We start from the raw sequence: 17,423 nt of genomic DNA on the forward strand, positions 1-17,423 counted from the left end.
GCATCGCCATGCCGCGTCCCGGGCCCCTGCTGTGGCATCCTGATCCAATGGCCACCTACAAGCAGTCGGAAAAGCTCCGGAACGTCCTCTACGACATCAGGGGGCCGCTGCTCGAGCACGCCATGACCATGGAGGCCCAGGGCCACCGCATCCTCAAGCTCAACATCGGCAACCCGGCGCCCTTCGGGTTCGAGGCACCGGACGCCATCCTCGTGGACATGATCCGCAACCTGCCCAAAGCGCAGGGCTACAGCGATTCCCGCGGGATCTTCTCGGCGCGCACCGCCGTCGTGCAGTACTACCAGGGCCGCGGCATCAACTCCATCGACGTCGACGACGTCTACCTCGGCAACGGCGTCAGCGAACTCATCACGCTGTCCATGCAGGCCCTGCTCAACGCGGGCGACGAGGTGCTGATCCCCACCCCCGACTACCCGCTGTGGACGGCATCGGTGGCGCTGGCCGGAGGCACACCGGTCCACTACCTCTGCGACGAGGACAACCACTGGTGGCCCGACCTCGAGGACATGGCCTCGAAGATCACCCCGGACACCCGGGGGATCGTGCTCATCAACCCGAACAATCCGACGGGTGCCGTCTACCCCCGGCCCGTCCTCGAGGGGATCGTGCGCCTCGCCCGCGAGCACGGGCTGATCCTGTTCGCCGACGAGATCTACGAGAAGATCCTGTACGACGACGCGGTGCACGTGAACGCCGCGTCCGTGGCGGGCGACGACGTCCTGTGCCTGACCTTCAGCGGTCTCTCCAAGGCCTACCGGATCGCCGGGTTCCGCAGCGGCTGGATGGCGATCTCCGGCCCGAAGCGGGACGCCGCGAACTACATCGAGGGCATCAACCTGCTCGCCAACATGCGCCTGTGCGCGAACGTCCCCGCGCAGCATGCCATCCAGACGGCCCTCGGCGGGTACCAGAGCATCAACGACCTGATCCTGCCGGGCGGACGCCTGAAGCAGCAGCGCGACAAGGCGGCGCAGCTGCTCAACGCGATCCCCGGCGTCAGCTGCGAGGTGGCGCAGGGAGCTCTCTACCTGTTCCCGAAGCTCGACCCCGACGTGTACCCGATCAAGGACGACGAGAAGTTCGCCCTCGATCTCCTCAAGCAGCAGAAGATCCTCATCTCCCACGGCAGCGCGTTCAACTGGGTGAACACGGACCACTTCCGCATGGTGACGCTCCCGAGCGTCGAGGTCATCGAGGACGCGATCGGCCGGCTCGCCGACTTCCTCTCCACCTACAAGCCCTGACAGCCGGCAAGCGGACAGCCTGTCCCGCCCCATCCCAGGAGGACCCATGGTGCCACCAGCAGATACCGCCGACGAGATGCGCAGGCTCCTCCTCGCGGGGCCGGACTTCTCCCTCGCCGCCGTCGACCCGCACTCGACCCCCGGGTTCGACGGCGGGAAGAAGAAGGGTGCCGCGGCGCTCGCGGACGGCGGGGAGGTCCTCTCGTCCCTGCAGGAGAAGCTGTTCGCCGAGAGCCGGGCCGGCAGCGAGATCGCCGTGCTGCTCGTCCTGCAGGGGATGGACACCTCGGGCAAGGGCGGGATCGTGCGCCATGTCGTCGGGCTCGTCGATCCGCAGGGCGTCCAGCACCATGCGTTCAAGGCGCCGAGCGAGGAGGAGCGCAAGCACTCCTTCCTGTGGCGTATCCGGCACCAGCTCCCGCGGCCCGGCATGATCGGCGTCTTCGACAGGTCGCACTACGAGGACGTGCTCATCCATCGGGTGCGTGGGTTGTCCCCCGCGGAGGAGATCGAGAAGCGGTACGGGGCCATCCGCCGGTTCGAGACGGAGGTGGCGGCGTCCGGGACGCGCGTGCTGAAGGTCATGCTGCACATCGGCAGGGACGAGCAGAAGGCCCGGCTCGCCGAGCGCCTCGAGCGCAAGGACAAGTACTGGAAGTACAACCCGGGCGACGTCGACGAGCGCGGGTACTGGGACCAGTACCAGGAGGCCTACCAACGCGCGGTCGAGCGCACGAGCACCCCTGAGGCCCCCTGGTTCGTGGTTCCCGCAGAACGCAAGTGGTACGCCCGGCTCGCGGTGCAGCGGCTGCTGACCGCTACGCTCGAGGACATGCAGTTGAGCTGGCCGCGCGCCACGTTCGACGTCGAGGCCGAGAAGCAGCGCCTCGCCGCCACCTGACTGCTGACTGCCGGGCGGGACTTTCCTCCGGGAGCGGGGCGACGAAGGACGGACGGGCACCATGAGCGAGGAACGCCGGCGAGAACTCGGTGAGTCGGATGCGCCCGTCGAGGACGAACTCAAGGAGTCCTTCGACAACACGGTGATCGAGGGCGCGGAGCGTCTCCACCGCACCATGAGGAACATCCTCGTGACCGGGGTCTTCGGTGGCTTCGAGATCGGGCTCGGCATCATGGCCTACCTCGCGGTACTCCACGAGACTGGCAACGAGCTGCTCGCTGGACTCGCGTTCGGTATCGGCCTCGTGGCCCTCCTTCTCGCGCACAGCGAGCTGTTCACGGAGAACTTCCTCCTTCCGGTGGCCGCCGTCGTCGCGAAGGAGGGCAGCGTCGTCCAGCTCGCCAAGCTCTGGGGCGGCACCCTCGTCGCGAACCTCGCGGGCGGCTGGGTGTTCGTCTGGATCATCATGCAGGCGTTCCCGCAGTGGTCGGAGACGGTCTCGGAGAGCGCGCACCACTACGTCGACGCGCCCTTCTCCCTGCAGACCGTGGCGCTCGCAGTCCTCGGTGGCAGCACCATCACCCTCATGAGCCGGATGCAGCAGGGCACCGACGACGACGTCGCCCGGATCGTCGCCACGATGATCGGCGGCTTCCTGCTGGCCGGGCTCCAGCTCTTTCACTCCATCCTGGATTCCCTGCTGATCTTCGGCGCCATCCATTCGGGCGCCGACATCACCTACGGCCAGTGGCTCGGCTGGTTCGGGTACACCCTGCTGTTCAACATGCTGGGCGGCCTCGTGCTGGTGACACTGCTGCGGCTGGTCCGCAGCAAGGAGCTGATCGAGGAACGCCGTCAGCGCGCCCCGACCGATCCGGACGCGCCGCACAGCACCTAGCCGGCCCGCCGGATCCCGGCGCACCCGACCGCGCACCCGACCGCGTCCATGGACCGGATCGGACCGCATGCCGTCCCGCGCTGGTACACGGATCCGGGAGGCGGGTTTCAGGAGGCGGATTCTGGGCCGGGCATGGACCGGACGGACGCACCCGTCACCGCACCCGTCAGCGCCGTGGACCGGGCACGGGCCGAGCTGTACTCCAGCGTTGCGCGACGAGGTCGTAGGTCGCCGCGACCACGTCGCCGTCCGGCCTCGTGGTCATCTGATCGATCGGCTCGATCGGATCGATCGGATCGGCAGGATCGCTGATGCGGGCGCTACTGTCCCTCGGCCCTGTCCCGGGCAGCTGCCAGGCGGACCTTCGCGCCTTCGAGCCAGGATTCGCAGCGGTCGGCGAGTGCCTCCCCGCGCTCCCACAGGGCCAGGGACTCCTCGAGGCTCACGCCGCCCGCCTCGAGCCTGGCCACGACTGCCACGAGTTCCTCCCGTGCCTGCTCGTAGGACAGCGTGTCCACCGCTGCGGGGTCGGGGGCCGACGTCGTGCTCTCTGTCATCTGGGGTTCCTCGTCGTGTCGCCGTGCAGTGGTCGGGGTCCTGGTCCCACCCGCCGTGCGCCGGGTGGCAGGTCGTACTGGTCTTCCTGGTCTTCCTGGCCTTCGTGGCGGAGCAGGGTCAGGGCGGACCGCCGGACGCTCTGCGGTCCGTCGCTCCAGCCGCTGCACCCTCCGCCTCGTCGGTCGCCGTCGCGCCGAAGCGCCCACCCGCCACCCTGACCCGCAGGGTATCGCCGGCGGTGACCTCCGAGGGGTCGGTCACCACGTGTCCGGCCGCAGTCTGCACGACGGCGTAGCCGCGGTCGAGCGTCTTCTGGGGAGACAGGGACCTGACCCGTTCGCGGAGGTGGAGGACTGCGTCGGCCTCGCGTTCCACGGCCGCCGTGGTGCAGCGCAGTGCCCGGGAGCGGAGGCGCCCGACGTCGGCCTCCCGGACATCGATCATTCCCTCCGGCTTCGCGAGCGAAGGCCGCGACCGGAGATTCGCCAGGCTTTCGCCTTCGCGCTGCACGAGGACCCTGATCGACCGCTCGAGTGCTCCGCGCGCCTGACGGATGCGCCCGAGTTCCTCGGTCACGTCGGGCACCACACGCTTCGCGGCGTCGGTGGGTGTGGAGGCCCGGAGGTCGGCGACCTCGTCGAGCAGGGGGCGGTCCGCCTCATGACCGATGGCGCTGACGACGGGCGTCGAAGCCTTCGCGACCGCGCGGACGAGAGACTCGTCGCTGAAGGGCAGCAGGTCCTCGAGCGCTCCGCCACCGCGGGCGATGATGATGACGTCGACGCGCGGATCGGCGTCGAGCTGGGCCAGCACGGCGGAGACCTGCGCGACGCTGCTGACGCCCTGGACCGCCACCTCCCTGACCTCGAACTCGACCGCGGGCCACCTGAGCGCGGCGTTGCGCATCACATCCTTCATGGCATCCGAATCGCGCCCCGTGATGAGGCCGATCCGGTGCGGGAGCAGCGGCAGCGGCTTCTTGCGCGCCGGGGAGAAGAGCCCTTCCGCCCCCAGCGCCTGGCGCAGGCGTTCGATGCGTGCGAGGAGGTCACCGATGCCCACCGGTCTGATATCGATCGTCTGCATCGAGAGGCGGCCCGTCTTCACCCAGAAATCCGGCCGGAGCCGTGCGACGACGCGCGAGCCGCGCTCGAGCGGGGAGGACACACGGTCCATGACGGTTCCGTAGACGGAGAGGGAGAGGGAGACCTCGGAATCGACGTCGCGGAGGGTGATGTAGCACATGCTCGCACGGCGGTTGAGTTCGATGACCTGGCCCTCGACCCACGCAGCCGGCGCACGCTCGATATGGGCCTTCAGCTTCTCCGACAGCAGATGCAGGGGCCATGGCGCATCAGGGGAGGTCTCCGCCGCCGTCGCGGGCACCGTGGAAGCTGCGCCGGCCGAGGGTGCGGGTGCCCGCACGTGCTCGCTCGTCATCGGTGTCCTGTCCTCCTGGTGGTCCGGCGCGCCGTTCCCGGTCGGAGAGCGGCAGCTATCATCTGTATCACCTGCGACCCCCGGGACGTCGCTCGGCCGGCGTCTATGTGCGTTTCGAGGCTACCGCCACCGGCCGGTCCCGCTGGGCCACCGCTGCGGTGAACAGGCATAATCATGGGTCGGACCTCGAGCCTAAGGACTTCATGCGGACCCTCCTCTCTGCCCTGCTGGCCCTCCTCGCGCTCTGCGCGGCAGCGATCGGACTGGCCTCGGCCTGGATCGACGAGAACCTCGTGCAGGAATCGGGGTTCGTCGCGCTCGCTGCCCCCCTCGCGGAGGACGCCGACTTCCAGGCTGCGCTGTCGGACTCGCTCGTCGAGGAGGTGACGGGTAGCACGGGTCTGCCGGACCGGCTCGATTCCTTCGTCGAGCCCCTCGTCCGCAACGCGGCCGGCGCCGTCATGGAGGCATCCGGCTATCCGGCAGCCTGGTCGGAGACGCTCCGCCTGTCCCATGCCTTCACCTTCGCCCAGGCGCCCGACCCCGGCCCGGCCGTCCTGACACTCGATCTCGGACCCGTCGTGCACCTGGTGGCCGATGGCATCGGAGGCGGCCTCGGCGTGGACGTCCCGCTCCCGGAGGACACCACGATCGACATCGGATCGATCGAGCGCGGCGGGCTGCTGAGCGGGGTCGCCGACGTCGTGCAGTCCTGGGCGATGTATCTCGCCGGTGCGGGCATCCTCGCCGTGCTGGCGCTGCTGGCCGCCCGGCGGCGGGGTACCACCCTGGCGTTGCTCGGACTCGGAGTGCTGGGCATCGGAGGGCTGGGACTGCTCGCCCGTGAGTGGGTCCCGGCCGCCCTCGACCGGGCCCCCGGGACGAGCGCGATCGCCGACGTCTTCGTCCGGGGTCTCGCCGAACGCGCCGGTGCAGACATCGCGGTGTCCAGCGTTCCCGTGCTCCTTGGGGGCCTCGTGGCCCTCGTGCTCGGAGTCGCCCTCCAGCTCGCTGTCGGGCGCCGGGGTAGGGCTTAGCTCACAGCGGAGCCGCACGCGGATCAGCCGGGCGTCTGTCCCCGACCCGGTAGAATCAGGGCATGACCAGTACCACCGTTCAGGTCCCCATGCCCACCATCCCGCGCCGACGCCGCTCCCCGGAGGACGTCGCCGCGGGCGCGCCGGTGGCGGGACCGAAGAAGGTGCTGCTCGCAGCGCCGCGCGGGTACTGTGCCGGCGTCGACCGCGCCGTGATCGCCGTCGAGAAGGCCCTCGAGCACTACGGCCCTCCGGTGTACGTGCGCAAGCAGATCGTCCACAACCTGCACGTCGTCTCCACTCTCGAGGCGAAGGGCGCGGTGTTCGTCGACGAGACGGACGAGGTTCCCGAGGGCGCCCTGGTGGTCTTCTCGGCGCATGGTGTCTCGCCCGCCGTCGTGCAATCGGCGGAGGATCGCGGACTGCGCACGATCGACGCCACCTGCCCCCTCGTCACGAAGGTGCACAAGGAGGCGCAGCGCTTCGCCCGCGACGACTTCGACATCCTCCTGATCGGCCACGAAGGCCACGAGGAGGTGGAGGGCACCGCCGGTGAGGCACCAGAGCACATCCAGATCGTCAACGGACCGGAGGACGTCGACAAGGTCCAGGTCCGCGACCCGGAACGGCTCATCTGGCTCTCGCAGACGACCTTGAGCGTCGACGAGACCATGTTGACCGTCAACCTCCTCAAGGAGCGGTTCCCCACGCTGCAGGATCCGCCCAGCGATGACATCTGCTACGCGACGTCGAATCGCCAGGCCGCCATCAAGAAGATCGCCCCGGAGTCGGACCTGGTGATCGTGGTCGGTTCGGCCAACTCCTCGAACTCGGTCCGCCTGGTGGAGGTCGCGCTCGAGTACGGGGCCAAGGCGTCGCACCGGGTCGACTTCGCGAACGAGGTGGACGAGTCCTGGTTCGAGGGTGTCGCGACGGTGGGCATCTCCTCGGGTGCCTCCGTTCCCGAGAACCTCGTCCAGGACGTCCTCCGGCTCCTCGCCGACTACGGCTACGGGGACGTCGAGGAGGTCGTCACGGCCGAGGAGGACATCATCTTCTCGCTGCCCAAGGAGATCCGCGCCGCCCTCAAGGCGATGGGCGATCCCTCGCAGGGCCGCGGCGGTCGCGGTCCCCGGCCTGATCGCGGCTCGCTCAACTAGGCTTCGACGCGTCCCACCGCCGTCGCACCGCATCGGCCGCCAGGGCAGACCCGATCGGCGTCGGATCCGTCAGTACTCTCCGTGTACCGGCCGGCACGTCAACCCGCGGTACCCTCGAGCAGCTCGTGGGCCGTCAGGGACCGGGGCGTCGCGTCGATGGTCGCAGCAGGCTGGGCCGATCCCGCAGCGCTGCTGCCGGCCCGCTGCGCGCGGGCGGTACCGAGCAGGCTCACCCCGGCACCCTGTGTGCCGTCCGGTCCGTCGTGCGCCCCGTCGGCCGCAGCGTCCACCGCATCGAGGGTGGCCGAGTCGAAAGCGCCGATGCGCCGTGCAGTCGGCAGGACCCTCGATTCGAGCGCGCCGACGAAGGAGTTGTAGCGCTCCACCGAGGTCTTGAGCGATGCGCCGAGACGCGTCACGTGGCCGCCCATCGTCCCGAGCCGTTCGTAGAGCTGCTTGGACAGATCGAAGAGTTCCCGGGCATTGTCCGTGAGAACAGCCTGTCGCCAGCTGAACGCGGCGCCCTTGAGGATCCCGAGCAGGGAGACAGGGGAGGCCAGGGCCACGTTCCGCGAGAAGGCATAGTCGAGCAGTTCGGGATCGGCACGCAGCGCCTCGGACAGGACCGACTCGACGGGGATGAAGCAGATGACCAGCTCGGGGGAGTTCGCGGCGCCTTCCCAGTACTTCTTCTTCGCCAGCGCATCGACGTGCGCGCGCAGCGCCTTCCCGTGCTGGCGCAGCAGCTCGGAGCGGCGTGCCTCGAGGGCTGCGGCATCCGCCTCTGCCCAGTCGTCGGACCTGCCGTCAAGTTCCTGGGCGGTGAGGAAGGCGCTCAGTGGCACCTTCGCATCGATCACCAGTTGCTTGTCACCGGGCAGCTGCACCACCATGTCCGGCCGCGCGCGGTCCCCGCCCTCGCCCCCGTCGAAGGAGACCTGCTCCATGAAGTCGACGCGGGAGAGCATCCCGGCAGCCTCCACGACCCGGCGCAGCTGCACCTCGCCCCACTGCCCGCGGGCGCTGGTGCTGCGCAGTGCTCCCGCCAGCGAATGCGTCGTCGAGAGCAGCCGCGCGTCGACCGCCCGGGCTTCCTCGAGCTGCCGGGCGAGCTGTCCGTACTGCTCCACGCGGTCGCGCTCCAGCAGGCCGACCTGCCGCTGGACCTGGGAGAGCTTCTCCGCGACAGGGGCCAGGGCCCGCAGCACCTCCTGGTCCGTCGAGGTCTTCCCTGACAGCTCACGGTTGTGCTGCTGCAAGAGGTCCCGCTGCGCCGACGCGGCCGCCAGGTCCGTCGTCGTCCTGCCGAGGCGGGCAGCGGCGTCGTCGAGCTCGGTCCGGAGCTCCTCGGCACGGGGGCGCTGAGTGTGGGCGACGAGGAAGGCGCCCACGGCGCAGCCGAGGACGAAGGCGAGGAGGACGAGAAGGAGGGCGGTGGTGCTCATGCCCACACTGTCGCAGGAACCTCCGACATTCAGGCCCACCACACCGGAGGAGGGTCCGTCGAGGCCCGGTAGACTTGTCTCCCGTGGCTCTTACTATCGGCATCGTCGGACTGCCCAACGTCGGCAAATCAACCCTCTTCAACGCGCTGACGCGCAACAACGTGCTGGCTGCGAACTACCCGTTCGCTACCATCGAGCCGAATGTCGGGGTGGTCAGCCTTCCCGATCCGCGTCTTGCCAAGCTCGCCGAGGTCTTCAGCTCGAAGCAGCTCCTCCCCGCGACGGTGTCCTTCGTGGACATCGCGGGCATCGTGAAGGGCGCGTCCGAGGGCGAGGGCCTCGGCAACCAGTTCCTCGCCAACATCCGCGAGGCCGAGGCGATCGCCCAGGTGATCCGCGTGTTCGACGATCCCGATGTCATCCACGTGGACGGCAAGGTGGATCCGCGCTCGGACATGGAGACCATCAACACCGAGCTCATCCTCGCCGACCTGCAGACGCTCGAGAAGGCGATCCCGCGCGTCGAGAAGGAAGTGAAGATCAAGAAGCGCGAGGCCGCCCAGCTGGCCGCGATGCAGGCGGCGCAGGCCGTGCTCGAGCGCGGCGACACGATCTTCTCCTCCGTCGCGGGCGACAAGCTGGAGATGGAGCACCTCCGCGAGCTCAGCCTGCTGACGGCCAAGCCCTTCATCTACGTGTTCAACGTCGACGACGCCGTCCTCGGCAGCGCGCACCGCCAGGCCGAGCTCAGTCAGCTCGTCGCTCCCGCCGACGCCATCTTCCTCGACGCCAAGCTCGAAGCGGACCTCGTGGAACTCGACGAGGCCGAGGCCCGCGAGATGCTCGAGATGAACGGCCAGGAGGAATCCGGCCTCGACCAGCTCGCGCGGGTCGGGTTCCACACCCTCGGTCTCCAGACCTACCTGACGGCGGGCCCCAAGGAGAGCCGCGCCTGGACCATCAAGAAGGGCGCAACGGCGCCCGAGGCCGCCGGTGTCATCCACTCCGACTTCCAGCGAGGCTTCATCAAGGCCGAGGTCGTCTCCTTCGACGACCTCATCGATGCCGGTTCGATGAGCGAGGCCAAGTCCCGGGGCAAGGTGCGCATCGAGGGCAAGGAGTACGTCATGTCCGACGGCGACGTGGTGGAGTTCCGGTTCAACGTGTAGCTCTCGTGTCCCGACATCCCGTGGGTGGTTTGTCGCCCGACGGAAGCCCGATCAGGCTTTGACGACCGGGAGGTCCGCCCACTTCGTCGTGTAGTGCGGCGAGAGCATGTCGCGCTTCATCGTCCACTCCGAGCCTGCCCTGAGGCCGGCGTGACCGAGACCGATGGAGGAGCGCCCGAATCTCTGGCTGATCTCGTGGAGCAGCGGGCCGGTGTCTTTCGCACCGGCTCTCCCGCCCTCCGGGTCCGCGTCTTCGCCCGAGCCCAGCTCGAGGCTCAGGAGCGAGTCCTGTGTCCCGACGGGCTGGAGGTCGGTGATGATGACGCCGGCGCGGATGTAGGAGACGCCTTCTTCGATGACGGGCAGCAGCCTGTGCGCAGCCCGTGTGAGTTCGAGCGGATCAGCGGTGTGCACAGGCAAGGGAATGCAGATGCTGGGCGAGCTCCTGGTGCCGGTGCTGAAGGGTGAGGTACCGGCGAACGCGGTGAGCACTCTGCCCTGGAGGTCTTTGCGTGCCAGGCGTGACGCAGCTCCCTGGGCGTAGACGCTCAACGCCTGCCGCATGGCCTCCGGAGTGCTGACCGGATGAGCGAAGGACCGGGAGAACATGACCTGCTCGTTGCCTGTGGACTCGTTGGACGTGATGCAGGGCGTGCCCTGCAGTTCCAGCACGGTGCGCATCAGCACCACCGAGAACTTCTTCCGGATCATCACCGGATCGGCCTGCGTCAGGTCCCACGCCGAGTCGATGCCGAGCGCGTTCAGGCGTGCAGCGCTCCTGGCGCCGACACCCCAGATGTCAGTGACCTTCAGCCTGAGCAGGAGCGCCTCACGCTGCCCGGCCGGGATGAGCTCCCAGTGGCAGACACCGTCGAGCCGCGTGTTCCCCTTGGCCCAGCGGTTGGCGAGCTTCGCGAGTGTTTTCGTGGGCGCGATGCCCACGCAGACCGGGAGCCCGGTGTTCCTCTGCACCGTCTGTTTGATGGTCCTGCCGGTGGTGCGTTGCTCGAGGTGAGCACCGCGGAGGGTCAGGAACGCTTCGTCGATGCTGTAGATCTCGAGGTCGGTCGTGTGCCGGCCGAGGACTTCCATGACGCGGGCGCTCATGTCCCCGTACAGCTCGTAGTTGCTCGACCGGGCCTGCAGCCCCCAGGCCTTCGCCTGCTCCGCGATCTGGAACCACGGAGCCCCCATCGGGATACCCAGAGCTTTTGCCTCTGCGCTGCGGGTGATCACGCAGCCGTCGTTGTTCGACAGCACGACCAGCGGTTTCCCCTCGAGCGACGGGTCGAAAGCCCGCTCGGAGGAGACGTAGAAGTTGTTGACGTCGACCAGGGCCACACTCGACCTCGTGGGCGTCGAAGCCCGGATCCGTGACTCCGGGTCAGACACGGTGCAGGCACCTGGTCGCGACGCCCCAGATGACGAGATCCTCAGGATCCGGAACAGGGATGTCCGGGTAGACGGCACTGGCCGCGACGAGGGTGACCGCCCCGGCACCTGAGCCGGGATCACGGCTCGCGACTCGCAGCCTCCGGATGACGAACTCCCCGTCGAGGACGGCGATGACCACGGACCGGTCCCTGGGCTGCAGGGCCCGGTCGACGATCAGTTCGTCGCCGTCGGAGATGCCGGCACCCTCCATCGCGTGCCCGGACACCCGCACGATGTAGGTGCTGGTGATGTCCGGGATGAGATGCCTGTTGAGGTCGATCCTGTCCTCGAACCAGTCCTGTGCGGGCGAGGCGAATCCTGACGGCATGAGCTCGGTGCGGGCAGCAGCCGGAGCCGGCCGGCCGATCGTCGTCCCTGAGGCTCCGAACTCATCCACGCGTCCGCGCACCTCTTCCTTTTTCTTGCCGGCCCACCTGGAGCGCGGCCCCGGCTCAGGCACCTGATCCTAGACGTCGCCGGTGACACCCGATGTCCGCTCACGCCGGGGGTCCTGCTGAGGCGACGTCCTGATCGTTCCGCCGAGCGTCAACCCGGTACCCACGGCGCATCCCTTGCCGAGGTGCGCGTCGGGCACGCTGGCCAGGTGCGGGTACACGAAGGGCATGGACGCCGTCTCGATCAGCTGCTGCCGTGCGGCATCGTCGAGGACGCCGGCGAAGCTGGGGTACCTGGGGGCGAGGAACTGCTCTGGCATGTGTGCTCCTTCTCGACGGACACTCCTGCTGCCGGCGACGCTCCGGTCCGGCCCTCACCACATCCGGCTGTTGGTCTCCGAGACGAAACCCCGGCCGTCGGAGAACCAGTGGATGGTGGGGCTGTTGCGCGCGGTCGGGGTGGTGAGCTCCGCGAAGAGATCCGCATTGAACCGGTTGTTGAGCTCGGGCGAGCTGAGCACCGTCTCCCTGGTGATGACGAAGACGGGCCCCTTCAATCCCTTGCTCTGGATGGAGAGGTGCACCTCCCTGTGCTGGTCGAGCCGCGCCTTCAGGGCGCCGATGGCTGCCTGCACGTTGGCGTCGTCGTCCCACACCGCTGCATGCTGGTCGACGAACAGCCAGGCCATGGTGCTCCTCATCCGTCTGGTCGCCCGCCCCGCCGGGGCGGCGATCCGTTGTCCGCCGGCCTGCCGGCGCCGCCGCGGTGTCCTAAGCAAAACACCCGCCGCGCGAGCGTTCAAGCCGCGGGCGGGCGACGACGTCGGACTGTACAGACCCGCGGCGGAGCGCCGGACCGCGGGTACGGTCGCCACCGGCGGGGGAGCCCGGCCCGGCCCACGCGGCGCTGAAAAGATGCTGGAGAAGGACTGTGAACATTTGGTTGCAGCTCGATAACAACAGGGGAGTGCCCAGTCCGATGGATACCTGCTGGTAACAATGTGCCCCTAGGCTGTCGCTCATGTGAGTGACATCACCCCCTGGGGGTCGCGTGTCGGCTGTCATGCAACACCGCGTGAAGCTGGAACCACACTGAGAAATAGGAGGCGGAATGCGTTTCGGACGTACTTCCAAGGCTTTGGGGGTTGCTGCTGTCGCGGCGCTCGCATTGAGTGCCTGCGCTGCGAACACGGGAACAGAGACTCCCGAGGAGAGCGCCGAGGGCGAAGCAACGGGCGGAAACATCCGCGTCGTAGAAGTGAATGCCTTCAGCTCGTTCAATTCGAACAGCTCCGAGGGCAACGTGGACATCAACGGCAAGATCGCCTACGCGACCCACTCCGGCTTCGTCTACATCAACAATGACCTCGAGGTGGAGAAGAACGAGGACTTCGGCACCATGGAGGTCCTCTCCGAGGATCCCCTGAGCGTGAAGTACACGGTCAACGAGGGCGTCAACTGGTCCGATGGCGAACCGGTCGACGGCGGAGACCTCCTGCTCTCCTGGGCCATCGGGTCCGGCTACTTCAACGACGCCACCACCGACGACGCCGGCGAGATCGTCTCCGGGGCGACCTACTTCGACTACGCGGGCGACACCGGCGGACTCGCCCTCACCGAACTGCCGGAGATCGGCGACGACGGACGGTCCATCACCCTGAACTACTCGGAGCCCTTCGCGGACTACGAGGTGGCGTTCGGCCTCATGACCGAGGGCGGCATCTCCACTCCCGCGCACGTGCTGGCCGAGAAGGGCGGCCTGGCCGACGAGGACGCACTGATCGAGCTCATCGAGACCGAGCCCAAGGGCGACCCCGAGAGCCCGGTCGAGCGTCCCGAGGTGCAGGCCCTCGCCGACTTCTGGAACACCGGCTTCGACACGAAGTCACTGCCGACCGACGAGTCTCTGTTCCTCTCGAACGGCCCGTTCATCGCCTCGGCCATCACGCCGGACCAGTCGATGACGCTGACCCGCAACGAGGACTACAGCTGGGGCCCGGAAGCCAAGGTGGACGAGATCACGGTCCGCTACATCGGCGAGGCTCCGGCGCAGGTCCAGGCCCTGCAGAACGGCGAGGTCGACATCATCGCGCCTCAGGCATCCGCGGACACGGTCGAGCAGCTCGAAGGGCTCGAAGGCGTCACGGTGGAGCAGGGCAACCAGCTCTCCTATGACCACCTCGACCTGAACTTCAGCGGTGTCTTCGAGGACGAGGCCGTGCGTGAGGCCTTCATGAAGACGGTTCCGCGCCAGCAGATCGTCGACACGATCGTGAAGAAGATCAACCCGGATGCGCAGCCGCTCGATTCGCAGCTGTTCCTGACCGACCAGGCTCCCTATGAGGAGTCCTCGTCCAACAACGGTTCCGAGGCCTACGGCGAGGTCGACATCGAGGGTGCCAAGGAGCTGCTCGACGGCGCCACCCCCGAGGTCCGGATCATGTACAACCGCGACAACCCGAACCGCCTCAACTCGTACACGCTGATCGCGGAGTCGGCCGCCCAGGCCGGGTTCAAGATCGTCGACGGTGGACTGGGGTCCTCCGACTGGGGGGCCGCGCTCGGCAACGGCACGTACGACGCCACGATCTTCGGCTGGATCAACTCGGGTGTCGGCGTGTCCGGCGTCCCGCAGATCTTCAAGTCCGGCAACGGCTCGAACTTCAACGGCTTCTCCAGCCCGGAGGCCGATGAGCTGATGGACGAGCTGATCGTGACCACGGATCCCGACGAGCAGGACGCCCTGCAGGTGCAGATCGACAAGTTCATCTGGGATTCGAAGTACGGACTGCCCCTGTTCCAGGTTCCCGGCGTGGACGCGTACAGCGACAACGTCACCGGCATCGAGTACATGCCGAACCAGACAGGCGTCTGGTGGAACTTCTGGGACTGGCAGGTCGTCCAGTAGCCTCACCGCTGCATCAGGCACGCTCGTAGAGAGGCGCCGGGACAGGGGAACTCGCCCGTCCCGGCGTCTTTTTTCGTGCCGTGCGCCGCGGTCCGCCGGCGTTGCGGAAGGGCCGACGCCGCTGGTCCCGGGCGGGCGGACTGATTGGGAAACGCCACATTCCGTACCCCGGGGCCCTGCACTACACTTTCGCCAAAGCGCGGGTAGACCCCATCCGCATCCGACATTGAGGCTTTAAAACCTATGGTGACCTACATCGTCCGGCGTCTCGTGACCGCCGTCCTCATCCTGTTAGGCGCGTCCTTCGTCGTCTACCAGCTCACCGCCCTCTCGGGGGACCCGCTGGAGGACCTCAGGGCCAGTAACGCGCCCAACAGGGAGCAGCTGATCCAGGCCCGCACGGAGCTTCTCGACCTCAACACCCCTGCGCCGCTGCGCTACTTCGGCTGGCTGTCCGGGGCCGTGAAGTGCCTGGTCCCCTTCGCGGCGACCTGTGACCTGGGAGCCAGCATCCAGGGGGAGTCCGTCACGACCTCGCTCGCCCGCGCGATGGGCAACACCATCACCCTCGTCAGCACCGCCACCGTCCTCGCCATCATCATCGGCATCTCGCTGGGCATCATCACCGCACTGCGGCAGTACAGCGGCCTCGACTACGGCGTCACCTTCATGTCCTTCCTGTTCTTCTCCCTGCCGATCTTCTGGCTCGCGGTGCTCCTGAAGGAGTTCGGCGCCATCGGCTTCAACAACTTCCTCGCCGACCCCGACATACCGGTCAGCACCATCGTCGTCGTCGCGATTGCGAGCGGCCTCATCTGGGCCCTGTTCGCCAGCCGGTCCTGGAAGCGGAAGGGCATCGCCTTCCTCCTCGGCGCCGTCGTCGCTGCCGCCCTGCTCTTCGTCCTGGACCTCGTCGACTGGTTCTCGACGCCGGGCCTCGGCCCGATCGTCATCCTGGTGACCGGAGTCGGCATCGCGTTCGGGATCGTGCTGCTGACGGCGGGGCTGCGTAACCGCAAGGCGCTCGTCTCCTCGCTGATCATGGTCGCGGTGGGGCTCGTGGCCTACTACGTGGTGAACCCGATCCTCAACGCCGCGACCATCTGGATGATCATCATCCTCGCGGTCATCACCGTGCTCGTCGGCATGGGCGTCGGATTCGCGATGGGCGGCTACGACCGGGGACAGAGCATGCGCGCGGCCGCCCTCACGGGCGTCCTGATGGGCCTGCTGATCGTGGTGGACCGCTTCATGGTCACGTGGCCCTCCTACGTCAGCAACTCACGCGTGCGGGGCCGCCCGATCGCCACGGTCGGCGCGGAGACCCCGGGCCTCGACGGGACCTTCTGGATCAACGGCCTCGACACCTTCACCCACCTCCTCCTGCCGACGCTCGCGCTCCTGCTCGCGTCCCTCGCCAGCTACAGCAGGTACTCCAGGGCCTCGATGCTCGAGATCATGAACATGGACTACATCCGGACCGGGCGCGCGAAGGGCCTCAGCGAGCGGACCGTCGTCATGCGGCACGCCTTCCGCAACGCGCTCATCCCCCTCGCCACCCTCGTCGCCTTCGACATCGGCGCCCTGATCGGCGGCGCCATCATCACCGAGCAGGTCTTCGCCTTCGCCGGCATGGGCCAGCTGTTCGTCCAGGCGCTGCAGCGGACCGATCCCGATCCCATCATGGGCTTCTTCCTCGTGGCGGGCATCCTCGCACTCGTCTTCAACCTGGTCGCCGATATCGTCTACTCGTTCCTCGATCCTCGCGTAAGGGTGAAAGCATGAGCATCCAGACTCCCTCGGACCTCCCGAGCGGCGAAGCGGCCACCGTCACCGGCCCCACGCATCCCGCACCCGAACCGGAGGCCAAGGGCCTGTCGCAGGGCCAGATCGTCCGCCGGAAGTTCTTCGACAACACCGCGGCGATCATCAGCCTCGTCGCCTTCGCCGTCATCTTCCTCATGGCGTTCACCTCCGTGGGCTTCGCGGGCATCCCGGGCTGGTGGAAGTACAACCACACCGAGTTCCTGCCCCTGCTCAACGGTGGGGCGCCCACCGTCACCGGCCCGTTCAGCTGGGGGGACCATCCGTTCGGGCAGGACTCGATCGGCCGGGACTACTTCGCCATGACGATGCGCGGGACGCAGAACTCCATCATCATCATGTTCATCATCGGCGCACTCGCGGGACTCGTCGGCGTGATCGTCGGCGCCTGCTCCGGGTACTTCCGCGGCTGGACCGAGGCCGTGCTGATGCGCTTCACGGACATCATCATCATCATCCCCGTGGTCCTCGCCGCAGCGACGCTCGGCCAGGCCGTGAACCGATACGTGGGGTCGGGGGCGCAGATCTGGCTCCTCGGCCTGTTCCTCGGCCTGGTGCTCTGGACGGGGCTCGCCCGCCTGGTGCGCGGCGAGTTCCTGACGCTGCGTGAGCGCGAGTTCGTGGACGCGGCCAAGATCGCCGGCGCGTCCAACACGCGCATCATCTTCAAGCACATCCTGCCGAACGCCGTCGGCGTGATCATCGTCAACACGACCCTGCTCATGTCCTCGGCCATCCTGCTCGAGACCGCCCTGAGCTACATCGGGTTCGGCGTCAAGGCGCCGGACGTGTCCCTCGGACTCATCATCAGCCAGAACCAGGAGGCCTTCCAGACCAGGCCGTGGCTGTTCTGGTTCCCGGGACTGTTCATCGTGCTGATCTGCCTGTGCATCAACTTCATCGGCGACGGCCTGCGGGACGCCTTCGACCCGCGGCAGAAGAAGTTCAACGCCGGCCGGGCGAAGGACGCAGGGAAGCCCGCGGCGTGA

The 17,423-nt window shown here is 67.9% G+C and carries 16 protein-coding genes; 9 read left to right on the forward strand and 7 right to left on the reverse strand.

Features of this window, described 5'->3' with window-relative positions:
• The first annotated feature begins 47 nt into the window (after window positions 1–47).
• The 3 genes from ACTIMO_RS08885 (at window position 48) to ACTIMO_RS08895 (ending at window position 3,064) form a co-directional block, all read left to right on the forward strand.
• Window positions 48–1,265 carry a pyridoxal phosphate-dependent aminotransferase gene (locus ACTIMO_RS08885; protein WP_152812134.1) on the forward strand — a complete coding sequence of 406 codons (1,218 nt, stop codon included), beginning with the start codon at window positions 48–50 and terminating at the stop codon, window positions 1,263–1,265.
• A gap of 46 nt (window positions 1,266–1,311) precedes the next feature.
• Entirely contained in the window at window positions 1,312–2,166 is an 855-nt protein-coding gene (locus tag ACTIMO_RS08890; RefSeq protein WP_448182184.1) for a PPK2 family polyphosphate kinase, read from the forward strand.
• Between the two features lie 61 nt (window positions 2,167–2,227).
• Window positions 2,228–3,064, forward strand: coding sequence for a formate/nitrite transporter family protein (locus tag ACTIMO_RS08895; RefSeq protein ID WP_422390306.1), 837 nt, complete (start codon window positions 2,228–2,230; stop codon window positions 3,062–3,064).
• A 320-nt stretch (window positions 3,065–3,384) separates the two neighbouring features.
• Here the strand turns inward: ACTIMO_RS08895 and ACTIMO_RS08900 are convergent, their stop codons facing one another.
• Both ACTIMO_RS08900 and xseA read right to left on the reverse strand, forming a co-directional pair.
• Window positions 3,385–3,621: an exodeoxyribonuclease VII small subunit gene (locus tag ACTIMO_RS08900; RefSeq protein WP_055768492.1), complete on the reverse strand. Its 237-nt coding sequence runs from the start codon at window positions 3,619–3,621 to the stop codon at window positions 3,385–3,387.
• Window positions 3,622–3,739: 118 nt separating this feature from the next.
• Window positions 3,740–5,062, reverse strand: coding sequence for an exodeoxyribonuclease VII large subunit (gene xseA / locus ACTIMO_RS08905; protein ID WP_448182185.1), 1,323 nt, complete (start codon window positions 5,060–5,062; stop codon window positions 3,740–3,742).
• Between the two features lie 203 nt (window positions 5,063–5,265).
• On the opposite strand from xseA, the gene ACTIMO_RS08910 reads away from it, so the two are divergent.
• Entirely contained in the window at window positions 5,266–6,099 is an 834-nt protein-coding gene (locus tag ACTIMO_RS08910) for a hypothetical protein (RefSeq protein ID WP_422390304.1), read from the forward strand.
• 62 nt (window positions 6,100–6,161) lie between these two features.
• Window positions 6,162–7,259, forward strand: coding sequence for a 4-hydroxy-3-methylbut-2-enyl diphosphate reductase (locus ACTIMO_RS08915; protein WP_422390303.1), 1,098 nt, complete (start codon window positions 6,162–6,164; stop codon window positions 7,257–7,259).
• Window positions 7,260–7,357: 98 nt separating this feature from the next.
• Here ACTIMO_RS08915 and rmuC read toward each other — a convergent pair whose 3' ends face one another.
• Window positions 7,358–8,704 (reverse strand): DNA recombination protein RmuC, encoded by a 1,347-nt coding sequence (gene rmuC, locus ACTIMO_RS08920; protein ID WP_448182186.1) that lies wholly within the window; start codon window positions 8,702–8,704, stop codon window positions 7,358–7,360.
• An 83-nt stretch (window positions 8,705–8,787) separates the two neighbouring features.
• On the opposite strand from rmuC, the gene ychF reads away from it, so the two are divergent.
• On the forward strand, window positions 8,788–9,873 hold the full coding sequence (ychF, locus tag ACTIMO_RS08925; RefSeq protein WP_055768505.1) for a redox-regulated ATPase YchF: 1,086 nt from the start codon (window positions 8,788–8,790) through the stop codon (window positions 9,871–9,873).
• Window positions 9,874–9,924: 51 nt separating this feature from the next.
• Here ychF and ACTIMO_RS08930 read toward each other — a convergent pair whose 3' ends face one another.
• From ACTIMO_RS08930 to ACTIMO_RS08945, 4 genes are all read right to left on the reverse strand, one after another.
• Entirely contained in the window at window positions 9,925–11,214 is a 1,290-nt protein-coding gene (locus tag ACTIMO_RS08930) for a Y-family DNA polymerase (RefSeq protein ID WP_448182187.1), read from the reverse strand.
• Between the two features lie 43 nt (window positions 11,215–11,257).
• A complete protein-coding gene (locus ACTIMO_RS08935; protein WP_055769309.1) occupies window positions 11,258–11,635 on the reverse strand; it encodes a LexA family protein in 378 nt (125 codons plus the stop codon).
• Between the two features lie 138 nt (window positions 11,636–11,773).
• Window positions 11,774–12,022 carry a hypothetical protein gene (locus ACTIMO_RS08940; RefSeq protein WP_448182188.1) on the reverse strand — a complete coding sequence of 83 codons (249 nt, stop codon included), beginning with the start codon at window positions 12,020–12,022 and terminating at the stop codon, window positions 11,774–11,776.
• A gap of 54 nt (window positions 12,023–12,076) precedes the next feature.
• Window positions 12,077–12,391: a hypothetical protein gene (locus tag ACTIMO_RS08945; RefSeq protein WP_055768512.1), complete on the reverse strand. Its 315-nt coding sequence runs from the start codon at window positions 12,389–12,391 to the stop codon at window positions 12,077–12,079.
• A 422-nt stretch (window positions 12,392–12,813) separates the two neighbouring features.
• Here ACTIMO_RS08945 and ACTIMO_RS08950 point away from each other — a divergent pair, with 422 nt between their 5' ends.
• The 3 genes from ACTIMO_RS08950 to ACTIMO_RS08960 all read left to right on the forward strand — a co-directional run bounded on the left by ACTIMO_RS08950 (window position 12,814) and on the right by ACTIMO_RS08960 (window position 17,423).
• A complete protein-coding gene (locus tag ACTIMO_RS08950; protein WP_055768514.1) occupies window positions 12,814–14,610 on the forward strand; it encodes an ABC transporter family substrate-binding protein in 1,797 nt (598 codons plus the stop codon).
• 243 nt (window positions 14,611–14,853) lie between these two features.
• A complete protein-coding gene (locus ACTIMO_RS08955) occupies window positions 14,854–16,395 on the forward strand; it encodes an ABC transporter permease (RefSeq protein WP_055768515.1) in 1,542 nt (513 codons plus the stop codon).
• Entirely contained in the window at window positions 16,392–17,423 is a 1,032-nt protein-coding gene (locus ACTIMO_RS08960; protein ID WP_082471289.1) for an ABC transporter permease, read from the forward strand. Before ACTIMO_RS08955 ends, ACTIMO_RS08960 begins: the two co-directional genes overlap by 4 nt.

It is taken from the genome of Arthrobacter sp. CP30 (assembly GCF_053470025.1).

Excerpts from the sequence above, each read along its gene's own strand:
- rmuC (WP_448182186.1), bottom strand. The coding sequence starts at position 8,704 with ATGAGCACCACCGCCCTCCTTCTCGTCCTCCTCGCCTTCGTCCTCGGC.
- ACTIMO_RS08890 (WP_448182184.1), top strand. The coding sequence starts at position 1,312 with ATGGTGCCACCAGCAGATACCGCCGACGAGATGCGCAGGCTCCTCCTC.
- ACTIMO_RS08900 (WP_055768492.1), bottom strand. The coding sequence starts at position 3,621 with ATGACAGAGAGCACGACGTCGGCCCCCGACCCCGCAGCGGTGGACACG.
- ACTIMO_RS08950 (WP_055768514.1), top strand. The coding sequence starts at position 12,814 with ATGCGTTTCGGACGTACTTCCAAGGCTTTGGGGGTTGCTGCTGTCGCG.
- ACTIMO_RS08895 (WP_422390306.1), top strand. The coding sequence starts at position 2,228 with ATGAGCGAGGAACGCCGGCGAGAACTCGGTGAGTCGGATGCGCCCGTC.
- ACTIMO_RS08960 (WP_082471289.1), top strand. The coding sequence starts at position 16,392 with ATGAGCATCCAGACTCCCTCGGACCTCCCGAGCGGCGAAGCGGCCACC.
- ACTIMO_RS08915 (WP_422390303.1), top strand. The coding sequence starts at position 6,162 with ATGACCAGTACCACCGTTCAGGTCCCCATGCCCACCATCCCGCGCCGA.
- ACTIMO_RS08935 (WP_055769309.1), bottom strand. The coding sequence starts at position 11,635 with ATGCCGTCAGGATTCGCCTCGCCCGCACAGGACTGGTTCGAGGACAGG.
- ACTIMO_RS08945 (WP_055768512.1), bottom strand. The coding sequence starts at position 12,391 with ATGGCCTGGCTGTTCGTCGACCAGCATGCAGCGGTGTGGGACGACGAC.
- ACTIMO_RS08885 (WP_152812134.1), top strand. The coding sequence starts at position 48 with ATGGCCACCTACAAGCAGTCGGAAAAGCTCCGGAACGTCCTCTACGAC.
- ACTIMO_RS08955 (WP_055768515.1), top strand. The coding sequence starts at position 14,854 with ATGGTGACCTACATCGTCCGGCGTCTCGTGACCGCCGTCCTCATCCTG.
- ACTIMO_RS08910 (WP_422390304.1), top strand. The coding sequence starts at position 5,266 with ATGCGGACCCTCCTCTCTGCCCTGCTGGCCCTCCTCGCGCTCTGCGCG.
- xseA (WP_448182185.1), bottom strand. The coding sequence starts at position 5,062 with ATGACGAGCGAGCACGTGCGGGCACCCGCACCCTCGGCCGGCGCAGCT.
- ACTIMO_RS08940 (WP_448182188.1), bottom strand. The coding sequence starts at position 12,022 with ATGCCAGAGCAGTTCCTCGCCCCCAGGTACCCCAGCTTCGCCGGCGTC.